This is a genomic window from Vibrio sp. D417a (assembly GCF_030248595.1).
GTDB lineage: Bacteria > Pseudomonadota > Gammaproteobacteria > Enterobacterales > Vibrionaceae > Vibrio > Vibrio alginolyticus.
On record NZ_JAHGAM010000004.1, the window covers coordinates 23,197 to 39,093 of the forward strand.

Sequence of the window (15,897 nt, forward strand, 5' to 3'; positions counted from 1 at the left end):
AACAGATTATATGGACTCGATACGTAAGGTTTATCAATATGCAGAACCAAACCTAACTCTCGTTGGCTGGATGGGGTTTCTTGGCTTTCCGCTGTACTACTTTGTCTGGGAGTTTGCCTTTCCACAGGCTTATGAAAATTTACCTCTTAGATTGTTTTGCTCGTTATTGTTTTTCGGCATCATTTTTAGAAACCGCTTATCATCGACTTGGAGAGATTATGTTCCTATTTACTACCAAGTGACGATAACGCTGTGCTTACCGTTTTTCTTTTTTTATATGTTACTGATGAATGACTGGTCCAATGTATGGGTTATGTCGTTTATGTCTGCAATTTTCTTACACATTTTACTGGTTCATGTTACTAGGGTTATGTTTGCTCAAACCTTTGCAGGGATAGGTTTAGCAACATTCTTCGCTTGGGTTGCAAAAGGGTTCCATCTTGACTTGACCATGGATTGGACTCATGTGCCAATCTTTCTGTTTATTTATGTCTTCGGTAATTTGTTCTATTTTCGTAACCAAGTTGAACATGAAGCAAAAGTCTCGCTGGCAAAATCATTCGGGGCAGGGATTGCACATGAAATGCGTAACCCGTTGAGTGGGCTTTGCACTTCAATAGATGTTATCCAGTCGATCTTGCCCAACATGAAAGAGGCAGGAAAAGAGCAGTACGTCATGAGTGTAGAGGATGTCACCTTATTACGTGAAGTGAGTCAGGATGCAATGAACATTATCCAATCGGGTAATGAAACCATCGATTTATTGCTAACTTCGATTGATGAAAATCGAGTTTCTCGTTCTAGCTTCAAAAAATATTCAGTTCACTCGGTCGTTGAACAGGCAATTGAAAGCTTCAGTTATAAACGTGCCACTGATCGATTTGCCATATCGCTGGATGCGAGAAGTGAGTTTGAGTTTCTAGGTAGTGATACGTTACTTAAATACGTTATGTATAACCTCTTCAAGAATGCCTTCCATCACCGTAAATCTGAAGATTTTCACATACATGTATCCATGATAAGTTCAGAACGCTTTAATCAAATTGTTGTAACCGATAATGGTGCTGGCATTGCTCCTGATGTTCTACGCAATATCTTTCAAGACTTTTACACCACTGGCAAATCAGGAAGTTATGGTTTGGGTCTACCGTTTTGTAAAAAAGTCATGCGTTCATTTGGGGGGAACATTGAATGTCAATCTCAGTTAGGGGAGTGGTCTCAATTTACATTAACTTTCCCACTAACGACATCTGATACCGTTAATGAAATCAAAAACGATCTGACTAAACTCAAAACCATTCTAACGGTGACTAGCCAAGATATCTTGGTGTCTAAAGTAACAGATATTAGCCGTTTTATGGGCTTTGACTCGACGATTTTAGATGCCAACCAAGTACTCAAAAAGAAAGAGTACGAGTTCGAATTCGATCTGATTTTTATCGATCTTGAGAGCTTAGATTCAAGAGCAAACCAATTGGATAGATTAGAATCTCTCTTGTCTTTCACTGAAGCACGCATCGTTTATCTTTTTGAGCATCATCCGACTCAGAGAGCACGTAAGGCTGCATATGAACCTATTTGGATCGAAACGCAAGCCTGGTTATTGAATACTAAACCAACTATTGAGCGTCTCTTATATGATTCAAGCTATGTATCGACACCAACGGCCTCGGTGACGTTAGATAATTCAAATAAGCGCACAATTATGGTCGTGGATGATAATGAATCTTTGCGTAAATTCACGGCAATGTTACTTGAAAAGCAAGGCTTTGAAGTGATTCAGAAAGAAGACGGGCAGCAGGCTCTGGATACACTAGAGCAAGAAGATGTTGATCTCATTCTGATGGATATCGAAATGCCAATTATGGATGGTGTAGAAGCGTCTAGGCGAATTAGAAGCTCGGATAAAAACTATGCGTCGGTACCTATTATTGCACATACAGGGGATAGTTCACCTGTCACGTTGGACAAAATTGGGTCTTCGGGTATGTCTGACTTCATCGTAAAACCGGCGGATAAAAATCGCTTGTTCGATAAAATCGCAAACTGGATCTAATCATTCGCGGCTTGTTTTCTTGAGGCGAGTTGCTCACAACGAATAACACGAATAAAGAGCTCAGCAAAACTGTTGAGCTCTTTAGTTTTATCTACACACTAACTTACACAAACTCTAAGTCAGGGTGTGCAAATGCTTGTTGGCAGACAGTGAGTACATGATCAACTTCAGCAGCTGTCATGTCGGCATTGACTGAAAAACGGATGATGTTTTTGTTCCTTCCAGTTGCAGGGCGGCAAAACACTGCGCCGTAAACATTTCGCTCTTCGAGAAAATCGCGGACTCGCTCAGTGTTTCTCTCGTTGCCGCATTCTAATGCGATAATTTGTGATTCACTGCGAATAGTAAATCCAATGCATTTTAAACCAACGGCTAAAGACTTGGCTCTTTCAAACAGAATATCTCGCTTATCATCTGATTTTCTTATGACGTCCAGTGTTTTCTCTAGCCGAATGATCTCTTGCGGTAATACGGTAGAACTAAATATTGCAGGGTACGCCACAAACGGAAGCGTCTTCGCCAGTTTTTCTGGGCCTAAAATCGCGCCAGCACGATAAGCAAATGTCTTGGCAAGACTAACGGTAATAAAATCTACCTTATGAGTTAAGCCAAGACCCTGGAGTATCCCCGCACCTTGTGGACCGTGTGTACCTAAAGAGTGTGATTCATCTACAACCAGGCCGCAGTCAAACTCCTGTGCTATTTCGTAGATATCACGTAGAGGAGCGATGGTCCCGATAGTGCTGTAAACCGAATCCACAACAATGATCCCTGAACCGTGACGTGAAATTTGTTTTCTTAGGTGACTGGTGTTGTTATGCATGAACGGATGAATTTGTGCTCCGGCAATACGTGCGCCTTCCCACAAAGACATATGTGCAAAGAAATCAATGTACACTGGTATGTTCGGTGCACAAATAGTCTGCAATAAACCGACATTCGCAGCCCAACCAGATTGAGAAAGTAGACAACTAGGCATACCAACGAAACTGGCTAGTTGCGTTTCAAATGCAGGTTTCGATTCATCATCTTGTAAGAAAATCGCGGACATCACGACGTTGTCATCGTGCTGGGAAATCGCATCACGATGCGCGTTTTGAATCTCCTTATTATGAGACAGTGCAAGGTAATCATTGCTTTGTAGGACGACGGCATTACACGGTGGGCGTTTACCAAGAACAAGGTGTTTTTTGTTCTCATTCGGTTCGATTAGATCTTGAATATAAAAATCTAGGCGTTCCTCGATAAAGGAGGGAAGTGGTTTGCTTTGTATAGTTTCACTCATAATAAATCTCTTCTTCATATGGAAAAACGCCAGCGCTGACACTTATTCATATTGCGGATTTTGGGGAGAGTGTCACTAACCAGGTTGCATAAGTTTGCAGACCCTTGCAAACTCGACATTTGAGGGTTGGATGGTGGCTGTAACTCTATAGGGGCCCGGGGTCTAAACTAGTTTGTGCTTAAAGTTTATACGGCGATTTTGCGGTGTTTTTTTCGTGCTTCATATCTGGGATTTTGGATGAGGAATATAAAGTTTGAAAAGTGAAAAAACGGGCGCATTAGATAACAAAAAAGGCGCGAAAATCGCGCCTTGAAACATGAGTAGATAAAAGACAAGCTTATCGCTTATTACGTAAATAGCGCTTACGACGCTCTTCTTTACGCTTCGCTTTTTCTTCTTCTTTACGGGCGGTTTCAACCTCGACTTCAATCAGCTCTTGAGTGATCATTTCTGGGCGTTCTAATGTAATTTGGCCCAAAGTGCCTTGGCGAAGTTCGTGCAATAAGATCTCTGATACTTTGTGCAAGTCAACACGTCCACCTGCACGTAGTGCTCCGCGGCGACGACCAATTTCTTCCATGATCTCGATATCTGATTCTGGAAGCTCTTCAATTTGATAACGCTCTTTAAGCTTATCTGCATAATGAGCTGCTAGGTATTCAATGGTATAGAATGCGACTTCGTCATATTCCATCGCTGTATCTTTTACCGCGCCGGTAGCCGCAAGGCGGAAGCCACTGTGTGGATTTTCCACTTTTGGCCATAAAATTCCTGGAGTATCAGATAATACGATGCCATTTTGCAGGTTGATACGTTGTTGACGACGTGTAACCGCGGGTTGGTTACCTGTTACAGCGATTGTTCGACCTGCGAGGGTGTTAATGATCGTCGACTTTCCAACGTTTGGGATGCCCATGATCATGGTGCGAATGTTTTTACCAATTTCTTCTCGGTGTGGGGCAAGTTTGCGGCAAAGCTCCATGATTCGATGCACTTCTTGTGGTTCAGAAGTCGTGATCGCCATTGCTTTTACATGTTGCTCTTGCTCCAAGTGCTCAATCCACAGTTGAGTTAATTCTGGATCGGCCAAATCACGTTTGTTCAAAACTTTAACGACAGGTTTGTCACCACGGATTTGAGAAATCAAAGGGTTTTCACTACTGAAAGGAATACGAGCATCCAGTACTTCGATGATCACATCCACTTGAGGGATTGCTTCTTCGATCTCTTTACGTGCTTTGTGCATGTGGCCAGGAAACCACTGGATTGAGTTATTAACCATTTGAATTTAATACCTTAATTTTTCTAATGCTCCAGCGGTTGTAAAAGTAGCAATGTGAATCTTGAGTGACACAATACTAGAACGCATTTTCTAAAACTGTGTTTACTTCAAGCTGCTCGAAACCGCGGAGTTGAGCTTTCTTTCATGTTAATACGCCAGTTTATCATGGAATGATGATGAATCATTCAAGATGAAAGTAAAAAGCTATGGCGTGCAAACCTAAAAGCACACATCCCTTATGTATACCGACTCGCAGTGAATATCCGTCTGGGTGAGAGACCGAACGCAAACACTGTGTAGTCAAAGGTGGATTGTGTTGTCAGATTGTTCTGACGAATTTTGGTTTTTTGGTTTTATATCAAAGCTTTATTTTTATTTCGCTATTGAGCGAAGTTTGACTTTTATCTGACAAAAACTAGTCTGAGCTTCCATTCAGAGGAAGCAGTCATGCTCAGTATTCTTAGAAGTATTACGGTATCGTCCGTCGCCTTAATTTTTTTAGCGAGTTCTTTTTGCTCAACTGCCAAACAGAGTCCTAAACCGAAGGTCATCGTTGGTGTTATTGCGCAAGACGAAGCTAAAGACTCGTTTGACGGTAGCGTTGGTCCTTCGTACGGAATTAGTCTTGAGTATTTGTCTAACATTACTAAAGCTTTGGATTATGAGTTAGAACTTCGGACTTACAAGCATATTCCGTCTTTACTTGCGGATGTCGAAAGCAAGAGGATTGATGGTGCGGTTGGATTTAGTAAAACAGCAGCAAGAGAAAAGCGTTTCTTGTTTTCGATGCCTTTTTTTTCGAGCACTATCGCTGTTTGGTATCGGAATGCCACTTACCGAGATAGTGATGCGCGTGATCTTAAATGGGTGTGTGTTGAGGGCAGTGTATATTGTGACAACCTCACTGAACGCGGTATCGATAAGATACATTACGTTAAAACACGTTTAGAGGCGTTTAATGAAGTTAAGCGAGGTAAAGCGAACGCGCTGATTTACACTTATGTTGGTATTACCCAATATTTGGATTTGAATGACATTGTAAAAGGGGTTGTCGATATTCCCAGTTGGTTGAAAAACGAAGAGGTGAGTTTTATCGCTTCGTTGGACAAACAGAGTCTGATCGATGACATCAACAAAATCCTTCAGTGGGAGCAAAATGGAAAAAATATTCGCTCCGTCGCCTCGAAAAATCCTTACCATATCAGTGATAAGTTATTGGTAGATTACCGACGTAATCATCAAAACAAACTAGTGATAACTTACAGCAGCAGTGACGAAGCTTATCCGTTTCTCTACCGAGATTCGCAAACGGGCGAGCTAGACGGTTTCTTTCCAGACTTCATCGACTTATTGCAGTCTCGTACTGGCTTGAGCTTTAAGTATGTGAAACCGACGTCGAGCCTTTCTAATGGATTAACGGCATTTGATGCCGATATAGTCCCCGTTTCTTATGTGGGTGAGCTACCTAAGTCAGATTGGTTGTTCACTAAACCATTCATGCACAGTAATTACGTGGCTATCCAAGCGGAGCAGAGCAAGCGAGATAAATCTGCATTGAAAGAAGCGGGTATTCTGCTCACTTTGAAAAAGCAAGGGTTAGTTCATTTGGGCACTTGGCAGCAAGGCCAAGTTGATCATTATGATGATTTGAAAAAGCTGCTTACCGATTTGAAATCGGGCGTTTTGGATGTGGCTTACATTCCTGACGACATCGTTCACAACATGATTGCACAAGATCAAGTCGATGGCTTGGTGATCAATGCGGAGGACGTTTTGACGTTCTCTAATGCATTTGCGGTTGCAAACCACAATACACAACTGCAACACATGTTGAACAGCATCATCGAAACCATTGATTCTAACGAGATCGAAAAACTGCAGCGTTCTCACCGAAGCTTCAAACTGACTTATGGCTATGACGCGGAGCAGATCGCTACATTTGTTGTTGCTGGTTCATTCATATTCTGTCTCATGTTAATTGCGGCGTATTTCACCTTATCTGACATGCGACTTAAAGTGAGGTTAGCCGAATTTAATGCTGACAATGAGGAAGCGCAAAAGCAATGGCTGATGGACATCATCAAAGAGATCAATAGCTTGGTTTTTATCCATAGTGAAAATAACCATATGGAGATGAGCAATTGTGCCAACTACAACAGTAAACAGTGCCAACAATGTAAGTTGAAAAGTGATTCTACGCACGCTCCTCTGGTGAATAATTTTGATGAACTGACCACTGTTATTGCTGGAAAGCGTGTTTCAGAAGAGGTTGCCTCGTCGGGCTGTGAACTTGATATTAAACATGTATATCGAGAACGCAAAGTCATCGCTTCTCCTAGCGGTAAGAACAAGTTTGTACTGACGGTTATTCAAGATATTACCCAGCAAAAAGAACGTGAGCAGGCGTTAATCGATGCGCAAAAAGAAGCGCAAACCGCGGTACGTGCGCGCGAAAACTTTTTGGCAACCATGAGTCACGAATTAAGAACGCCATTGTCGGCAGCACACGGCATCCTCGATCTGCTAAATCACCAAGTGACGGCAGATTCAAATCGCGAGTTAATTGCCCAAGCCATACGCTCGCTCAATCATTTGAATACGCTAGTAGACGAAGTACTGGATTATTCAAAGTTAGAAGCAGGGCACTTAACCGTCGCCCCAGCTAAGACCGACTTGCTTAAAACCTTGTGCGATGTGTTTCGAAGCTTTGAACCACGAGCGCTCGCGAAAGGTTTGGATTACAAAGTGACAATCAAACCATTTTCGAATGCTTTCATTGAAATCGACGCGCTGCGATTGGTGCAAATTACCACCAATCTGCTCTCCAATGCGGTGAAATTCACTGCGGAAGGCGAGGTTGGAATCAGTGTCATTCTTCATGAAAAGCAGCTTATTTTGAAAGTGGCGGATTCAGGTATCGGCATGACGGATGACCAACTCGAAGGCATTCTCAATCCTTTTGTTCAAGCGGATGACACTATTACGCGTAAATATGGCGGTACTGGATTGGGGCTGAGCATTGTTGACCGATTGATCGACTGCATGGGCGGCGTGCTCTGCATCGATTCACAATTTGGCTTGGGCACGACGATTACCGTCAAACTGCCAATTGAGCATTGCGACTCTGAGCCAGACGTTTGTTTGAACTGGACGTATAGCGAGAGCTTACCACTTAATATTCGCCAGTGGTGTGATGCGTGGAAAATGCGTCCAGCGACGTTAAAAACAATGGTGGCGAACCTTCACCCTATACACGACAGCGATGCCAGTTTTAATGGCCTAATGCTGCGTGACGAACAAAGGGTACTTGGCAGTCTTACGCTAAGAGAGATTCAATATCCAGATACATTGTTCAATTTGCTCAGCCAAACGCAGCAAGAAACCAAGCTTAGTGACGTAAATCAAGAAGTGGTTTCTTGGGTTCTCGGCACGGTACTGGTCGCAGAAGATAATCCCATTAACCAAAGTGTGATAGCAATGCAGCTTCATGAACTTGGAATCGAACCTGTCATTGTGAATAACGGCCGCGAAGCATGGGAATACATCAACCAAGATGAAAACGTTGTGTTGCTGCTGACCGATTTTCATATGCCAGAAATGGATGGCTATGAGCTTGTTAGGCACGTGAAAAACTCCGAATTTAAAGCAATTCCAATCATCGGTGTGACAGCAGAAGATGCTCGTCTTGCCATTGAGCGCACACAGGATATCGGCATTGATGATGTGCTCTACAAGCCCTATGACCTTAATCAATTAAAAACCGTTTTGATTCCATTTATTGGCGAAAAAGAGAGGGGTAGGCTGCCCGGCTGGATTAAACGGTTCAAAGCACAGGACGCAAAAGAGATTGCGCGCGTGTTTAGTCAATCAATGTCTACAGATATAAAAAACTTAAACGCCGCATCGACTGAGCGAGACAAAAAACGGGTCATTCATGGCATCAAAGGAGCGGTTGGGGCGATAGGGGTAAGCATGCTGACTGAGCTTTGCATTGAGGCAGAACGAGTTACTGCTGCGGAGTTTGACAGGCGAACAGTGGAGCTAATTTTACGAATCGAGCAGGAGATCGAAAACATAAACTATTGGGTAGAGACAAATGAATACACAATTTAATGTGATGGTGATTGATGACCATCCGCTACAAACCACAATACTTACGCAAATATTGGATCGCTATTGCGCGCAAGTCATCCCTTTTAACTGTGTGGATGCCGCTATTCAGAGTGTGCAGGAACAACATTTTGACGTAATTTTTTGTGATATCCAAATGCCCGGAAAAGACGGCATCGATATGATGGAAATGCTCGATAAAGTCCAGTACCAGGGGCAAGTTGTACTGGTCAGTGCAATGGAATTGACCATTATTTCTGCGGTAAGAGCCATGTGCGAGGGATTTAGCTTTGAAGTATTAGGGAAGCTACCCAAGCCATACGATGAAAATGAAGTCGTTGATTTGTTACGTAAAATAAAAGATGAAAAAGCGAAACAAGTCAGCTTTGCTCAACCTATTGAAGTGGAAGATCAAGAATTCCTGTTTGCTCTGGCTGAAGGGCGAGTGAAAAATTATTACCAGCCTTTAGTCGATGTGCAAAGTGGGGAAGTGCTTGGGTATGAAGCGCTCGCGCGTTGGAATCATCCTATTTATGGTGTGTTACCCCCTCATTATTTTTTGCCAATTGTAGAGCGTTGCCGCCTTTCTGGAGAGTTGTTTCAAGCTGTATTGAGTAATGTTATCTATGACATGAAACACCGCGGATTGACGCAAAACGTATCCATCAATGTAGACCATGAAAACTTAGAAGATACGGCGTTCTCTCATTACTTTTTACAGCAATGTTTAGAGAGCGAGATTGACCCATCACAAATCACCATTGAAATTACAGAGCGAGATACATTTCAGACTAGCGCGTCCCTGTACAAGAATTTACTCAAGTTGAGGATGAACGGTGTCACTGTCTCAATAGATGATTTTGGCACGGGGTCATCGACGTTTGAAAAACTGGCTCAACTGCCATTCAACGAGTTAAAAATCGATCGTTCGTTTGTACAAGGTGTCGAATGCGACATCAAAAAACGCAACATCGTTGTTGCTATTTGCGCGTTAGCGAAAAGTTTGAATATACGACTGGTCGCGGAAGGTATTGAAGACGAAGTCACATTGCAAGCGATACGTGAGTATGGCATTGATCTTTGCCAAGGCTTCTACATTGATAAACCCATGCCACTAGAAGCCATAACCATACTAAATGAAAGATATGAATAAATTGAATTACTTGATCTTTGACGATCATCCTCTCGTTTGTGTTGCAATCAAGTCGTTGTTGGAAGAGTTAGGTAAAACAAATGGGGTATTTACTGCAACATCAGCGAAGATGGCATTACAAATATTGAAAAAGGAAGAAATTCAACTGTTGATCTTAGATGTGAACTTGGCAGATTGCGATGGGTTTGATTTCTACAAACGTATCAAATCCCATGGTTATGAAGGCAAAGTCATTTTCTTCTCCGCTGAAACTAGCCAAATGTACAGCCAAATGGCTTTTCGTTCTGGCGCTGATGGCTATGTGTGTAAATCGGAAAATCACGACATTCTTAAAGACGCGATAGAAGCGGTAGAGAAGGGGTATACCTTCTTCAAATTTAAGCAAGTTGTTAATAGCGTTCGAGAAATGCCACAACTTTCAAGCAGAGAAAGCGCAGTAATGAAGTATTTATTACAAGGAAAGTCCAATCGAGAAATCGCTTCAGTGCTATCAATAAGTGACAAAACAGTCAGCACATACAAACGTCGTCTATTGGATAAATTTAACGTAAAGAACATTGTTGAGCTAACAAGAGTGGCGGGGGCGTAAGACCGCATCATGACACTTAAAAGTATCGCGTTGTCTCTTTTCATCGCAACATTACTATTCGTCACTTCTGTCACAATGATTGGTGCGGTGTTAATTTCTTATGAAGTAAAGCAGTTCAACACTTACGCGAATAATTTAGCCAAAATAAAACAAAAAGTGATTCTCATGGGTTTATTGACGGAAGCGCAGCTCGAGCAATACAAAGGCATGAGCGTGAGTGAAGTAGAAGCGCAAACAGAGCTGAGCTTTCAAGATGCGATTTACTCCCTGTCACCTTATGAAAAACTCAATTACGTTGAATCTGTTGCACGGAAATCGCTTCATCAGGCTGAAGCGTATTTATCAAATGCGTTCAATCGACAAAATGCCGTTATGTATTTTCGTTCTTATACTGGAAACAAACTCATCTTAGAGAGACCGATTGAAGCGCTAGAGGGAGTGAAAGCCACATTTGATGTTGATTGGTGTAAAAGTAACTATTCTTGTGTGTTAGCAGCGTGGAAAGAGCAACTAACGGACCGGGTATTGTTTTCCCTACCATTTAAAACGACATACTCCGATGACATGGCGATAAGCATCATGAGTCCGGTTTACTTTCAAGGTGAGTTAGTGGGAGAGTTCTCGGAACAATTATACCTCTCGCCGCTTTATAATGATGGGAAAGCGGTGGATGTTCAAATAGCGAATGGGAACAAACAAATGGTGATTTATTTCGCTGGCTACCCCTTTCCATCATTCGCGTACACCCAATCATATGTCGCAGACAACAACAATCTTATCGTTTACATGTACCCATTCAGTAAAATTGTATTGGATTACGTGTTCTTGTTTATCATCTTCTTTTTCGTAACCTTAGCGTATTACAACAAAGCTTATGAATCTAAAGAGAGCAAACTTCGCCTCGCGAAAGCACTGACGAACGTGACGAAAGATGATTTAACGGGATTGTTTAACCGCAGAGTCTTTCAAGATAGCGAGTTCAAACGTCGTTTGGAAACCGCGCCATATTCCGTCATTGCAATAGATGGCGATAGGATCAAGCGAATCAATGACCATTACGGTCACCATGTAGGGGACGAAGTTATTGGAATTATTGCTGATGCCATGTCTAAAGTGTTTCGAAATAGTGATTATCTAGTTCGAACTGGTGGTGATGAGTTTGTTGCGATTCTGCCGGGTTGCAGTATCAGTCAATCTTCAATATTGGCGAAGAAGCTTCGTAGTGTCGTTAAAGATAACCGACTAAAGACCTTGGATATCGAAGTTAGTGTGAGTACTGGTATCGCGGCGAATGAGTTACACGAAACGCTTCAGGACGTTATTGTACGTGCAGATGAAGATCTCTATGAGATGAAAAAACACAGACAAAAGTCCCATTAAGCAGGTCTAGTATTGACTAAATGTTAAGTTACGGAACATAACCATGACATAACTGTTTGATTAATTTGACCAAACAGAATGAGTGGTCTTTTATATTAGAGCAGTCAACAAATAGTGATTGCTCTATTTATTCTCGACCTTACATCTGGTGTCGCACGTGAACAAAGATCTCGACTTAAACTTACTTAAAATACTTGTCTTACTGGATAAGCACCGTCAGCTCAAGCCCGTTGCGAAAGCGATGGGGAAGAGCGAAGCGTCAATTAGCAAATACCTTGCCCGATTGCGACTCCAGCTAAACGATGAATTGTTTATTCGGCATCCTCACCACATGGAACCGACGGACTATTTAAAACGTCAATTACCTAAAATTTCCGATGCACTCGAGAAGCTTGAAACTTGTCTAATTAGAGATGAGTTTGAACCGGAAAATTACGAAAAAGACATCACCATTTGTTTACCGCAAACCGCTCAATACTCATTTGGGCATTTACTTGCAATGGATTTAATGGCGCTGTTTCCCAAGGCGCACATTTCGATAGCAACGATTACAGAGTATACGATAGAAGAGATAATCCTAGGCAAAGTGGATGCGCAATTACATTACTTCAACGAGGATGTTCCGAAATCTGTTTATCAGAAGTTCATCGGCTATGCGCCTGCTGTGGTAGTTGTCCCTGAAGAGCTGGGAATTACCACTCTGGAAGAAGCGGCCAAACTTCCCTTTATCATGTTAGAGATTATCGGTTGGAAAGAGAAAGAGCAGCTCGTTAAGCGTGCAATGGAAAGCCACGGTATGGTCATCAACCGTATTGCGGCTCTAGACAACGTAAGCAGCGTATTGAAGCTAATTAAGCAAAAAAGCGCCGCAACCGTGCTACTTGAATATCAGGCGCCAATTGATGGATATAAATTTATAAGAGTGCCAGAGCATTTTTACCCAGATGGCTGGCCAAAAGTGGTTGTACAGGTGAAGCAAAGCTTAAGACATGATGCAATGCACCAGTTGTTAATCGGTGCTATTGCAAAATACATGAGCGCTTAGCGGCAAAACTCAATGTTTTCTGACTGAGGAATAGTATGCAGAAGTTCAATCAACGTGTCCGCATGGTACTTTTTCAGAATACGCGTTTTGTAGGTGCTGATTGTTTTAGCGCTGAGTGAAAGTTGTTCAGAAATCTTCTTATTTGAGTAGCCTTGTACAAGATAATGGAACACCATGGCTTCGCGATTTGAAAGTGTTACGTTACCCGACGATGGTGTGTGAGTCGACTTAAACATTGAGTAACCGCGTGAAACACTCACAATTGCGTCGATAATGGTCTCTCTTGTTTCATGTTTGCTTAAGAAGCCGTTTGCGCCCATTTCGTACGCTGCTTTAGAAAGACTCGAGTAGTCGCGTGAAGAAACAAATAACAGTCGGCCACGATATCCCGTCGCTAAAATGTTTTTGGCTAAACGCATACCATCGCGGTCGCCAAGCACTACGTCTAGAATAATCAAATCAATCTTTTGGCCTCGAACAAGATCCATCACTTCCGCACTGTCAGTGGTTTGAATCACTTCAGCTGCGTTGATTACGGATTCAACTAGAGAAGCAAGTGCTTCGCTATACAATGGTTGAGCGTCGATAATAAGAACATTATTCAAAGTTAACCTCACCTAATACATCAACTAGCGTGCTGTCAGGCGACAGCGCAATTGGATGAATAGGATTGTAGGAAAAACCTTGCTAAGAGGAAGGAAAATGACTCTTTCCAAAAGTGAAAATCAGTGTCTTGATTATGGGAATAACGAGCTCAGGTATTGAAGCACCTAGTGATAGGATAATTGCTTAAAACTTACGCTGACAGAAAACTAACAAACTGAAAGTATTCTTTCAGTGTTCTATGCCTTCAGATTTTCTTGTGATGTTTCTAGCGCTTCGATTTAAACCCGTGTTCACAAGCGCAGTTTTATACCATGCCACTTGAAGAGAGCTTGTTCTACACCAGGCATGAGCACGCTAGCCAACTTTGTACTGATATCTGTTAGATAGGTTTGGCTATTGACGCTGAACATCACTTCAAATTATTTCTAAACTTTTCATTGACTCTGCCGCTAAAAGTGGAGGTGTTAATTCGCACTTTGGCCACTCATAATGTCGTGTTCAAAAATGAGACAATTTTACATGGTTTGTTATGGAAATGTGCGTTAGCCGTCCTTTTGATGGTTTACAAATTTTGTTGTAACGACTAAAAAGGACTTTTGGATTTTTAGCCAGAGAATGGCTTCTCATGGCGTTTGCATCAAACTTTTTCTGATGCGTATTTTTGGTTGGATAATTGGCTTTATGAGTAACGTAACCAGCACCATTTTGACAGAAAGTGGTACCAATGAGCTTGAAATCATCGAGTTTCATTTAGAAAAAACATTGCCAGATGGCAGCACAAAAACTTGTTATTACGGCATTAACGTTGCGAAAGTACGAGAAGTGATTCGCGTGCCAGAAACAACCGATTATCCAAACGCACAACCTCATATGATTGGTGTGTTCTCATCCAGAGATGTACTGACGCCTTTAGTGGATTTAGCTGGTTGGTTAGGTGTGCCAACACGACAAGATCTGGAGCGCAAGTTTGTAATCGTTACGGATTTCAACAAAATGACCAATGGCTTCTTAATTGACAGCATTTCGCGTATTCATCGTATCTCTTGGAATGATGTGGAATCACCAAGTCAGTTTTTGGAAGCGGGCGAACAAGATTGTGTAGTGGCCGTTGTCCGTAAAGAAGGCAACCTGATCATGATTCTCGACTTTGAAAAAATCATCGCAGACATCAACCCAGAACTGAGTATGGAAAAGTACGATGTGAAAGGGGACAAGTCGGTGGATCTCAACCAGAGAATGGTCGGTAAGCGTAATGCTAAAACGATCATGGTGGTGGATGACTCAGCATTTATTCGCTCTTTGATCCAAGATACATTAGCTTCTTCAGGTTACAATGTGATCACATGTAAAGACGGTGGTGAGGCGCATGAGAAGTTGATGAGCTTGATCGAGGTCGCGAAAGAAGAAAACTTGCCAGTTAAAGAGCTATTAGATGCGGTGGTTACGGACGTAGAAATGCCTCGAATGGATGGTATGCACTTAGTGAAGAGACTACGAGATACCGAAGCGTTTCATGAAATGCCGATCATTATGTTCTCGTCATTGATGAGTGAGGATAACCGAGCGAAAGCACTATCTCTTGGCGCAAATGATACGATTACCAAGCCAGAGATTGGCCGCATGGTGAATATGATGGATAAATACGTGTTTAACTTTGCGTAAAAAACCGATCAGATGAAACAAATAAGGCTGCCGATTGGCAGCCTTATTTTTATTGAGGGCAGGGAAGAATATCTAAGGTGTAACTCTCGTTTGGAGTCTGCGGCGGCCCATATAAAATTCCGCATTGAGTTAGGCTAGCTCGTTTTTCGTCGGCTGCAGCAATGACCATTTCGCGAGTTGTTGAACCAGCCGGGTGATGAAATGTTTTCCAATCCGAGTCTTCTTCGTTCAGTCCTTGCACGAGTAACTTCATCGATTCGCTATCAGAATCAGGATATCCATATAAAAAAACACAGCGCTTTGAACCACCAATATTACAGCCGTCAAATGGTAAATCTGCCATTAAAGCACTGTCTACGAAGTTTGAAACGTAAGGCTTGCTTTCCAATCCCGCAATCGCCATTTTCCCATAACCGACGCCTAATGCTGACGCAATAGCGCCTTTCATTCCTTCCAAACGTGCTTCACGTGCATCGCTTTGAAGGTTTAAAAAGCGTGGCGCGGCAGTGACAGCTAGAATACCGAGCACGACAATAACTACGACTAACTCTATTAGAGTAAATCCCGTTTGTTTTTTCATATTATTTTCACAGCAAGTTAAAGGTAGAAAAACACTGACCGTACACTTGTTTATTGTGTAAATAAGTACGGTAATGATAAATCGATCAGTAGTATAAAGAGGTGAGTTGTAAAGTGCTATACCGACGCCGAACTAATTGACTGAATCCA

General features: G+C 42.2%; 11 protein-coding genes. 7 read left to right on the forward strand and 4 right to left on the reverse strand.

Going from position 1 to position 15,897, the window contains the following annotated elements:
* The first annotated feature begins 10 nt into the window (after positions 1-10).
* A complete protein-coding gene (locus tag KI742_RS03885; protein ID WP_258460915.1) occupies positions 11-2,056 on the forward strand; it encodes a response regulator in 2,046 nt (681 codons plus the stop codon).
* A 103-nt stretch (positions 2,057-2,159) separates the two neighbouring features.
* Here KI742_RS03885 and cqsA read toward each other — a convergent pair whose 3' ends face one another.
* Together cqsA and ylqF are read right to left on the reverse strand one after the other, a co-directional pair.
* Positions 2,160-3,341: an alpha-hydroxyketone-type quorum-sensing autoinducer synthase gene (gene cqsA / locus KI742_RS03890; protein WP_285384826.1), complete on the reverse strand. Its 1,182-nt coding sequence runs from the start codon at positions 3,339-3,341 to the stop codon at positions 2,160-2,162.
* Between the two features lie 337 nt (positions 3,342-3,678).
* Positions 3,679-4,623 carry a ribosome biogenesis GTPase YlqF gene (gene ylqF / locus KI742_RS03895; protein WP_285384827.1) on the reverse strand — a complete coding sequence of 315 codons (945 nt, stop codon included), beginning with the start codon at positions 4,621-4,623 and terminating at the stop codon, positions 3,679-3,681.
* A 447-nt stretch (positions 4,624-5,070) separates the two neighbouring features.
* Here ylqF and KI742_RS03900 point away from each other — a divergent pair, with 447 nt between their 5' ends.
* The 5 genes from KI742_RS03900 (at position 5,071) to KI742_RS03920 (ending at position 12,900) form a co-directional block, all read left to right on the forward strand.
* Positions 5,071-8,736, forward strand: coding sequence for an ATP-binding protein (locus KI742_RS03900; RefSeq protein WP_285384828.1), 3,666 nt, complete (start codon positions 5,071-5,073; stop codon positions 8,734-8,736).
* Positions 8,720-9,886, forward strand: coding sequence for an EAL domain-containing protein (locus KI742_RS03905; RefSeq protein ID WP_285384829.1), 1,167 nt, complete (start codon positions 8,720-8,722; stop codon positions 9,884-9,886). The genes KI742_RS03900 and KI742_RS03905 overlap by 17 nt, the downstream gene beginning before the upstream one ends.
* Positions 9,879-10,475: a response regulator transcription factor gene (locus tag KI742_RS03910; protein ID WP_017635347.1), complete on the forward strand. Its 597-nt coding sequence runs from the start codon at positions 9,879-9,881 to the stop codon at positions 10,473-10,475. Before KI742_RS03905 ends, KI742_RS03910 begins: the two co-directional genes overlap by 8 nt.
* 9 nt (positions 10,476-10,484) lie before the next feature.
* Positions 10,485-11,855, forward strand: a complete 1,371-nt coding sequence (locus tag KI742_RS03915) for a GGDEF domain-containing protein (protein WP_053349159.1) — start codon at positions 10,485-10,487, stop codon at positions 11,853-11,855.
* 157 nt (positions 11,856-12,012) lie between these two features.
* Entirely contained in the window at positions 12,013-12,900 is an 888-nt protein-coding gene (locus KI742_RS03920; protein WP_017635345.1) for a LysR family transcriptional regulator, read from the forward strand.
* Here the strand turns inward: KI742_RS03920 and KI742_RS03925 are convergent.
* A complete protein-coding gene (locus tag KI742_RS03925) occupies positions 12,897-13,505 on the reverse strand; it encodes a response regulator transcription factor (RefSeq protein WP_017821556.1) in 609 nt (202 codons plus the stop codon). The two genes, KI742_RS03920 and KI742_RS03925, sit on opposite strands and share 4 nt — an antisense overlap.
* Positions 13,506-14,187: 682 nt before the next feature.
* On the opposite strand from KI742_RS03925, the gene KI742_RS03930 reads away from it, so the two are divergent.
* Complete coding sequence (locus tag KI742_RS03930; protein WP_025998672.1) at positions 14,188-15,168, forward strand: chemotaxis protein; 981 nt, start codon at positions 14,188-14,190, stop codon at positions 15,166-15,168.
* Positions 15,169-15,217: 49 nt separating this feature from the next.
* On the opposite strand, the gene KI742_RS03935 is transcribed toward KI742_RS03930, so the two are convergent.
* Positions 15,218-15,748 (reverse strand): prepilin-type N-terminal cleavage/methylation domain-containing protein, encoded by a 531-nt coding sequence (locus KI742_RS03935; RefSeq protein WP_005376513.1) that lies wholly within the window; start codon positions 15,746-15,748, stop codon positions 15,218-15,220.
* Between the last annotated feature and the right edge of the window lie 149 nt (positions 15,749-15,897).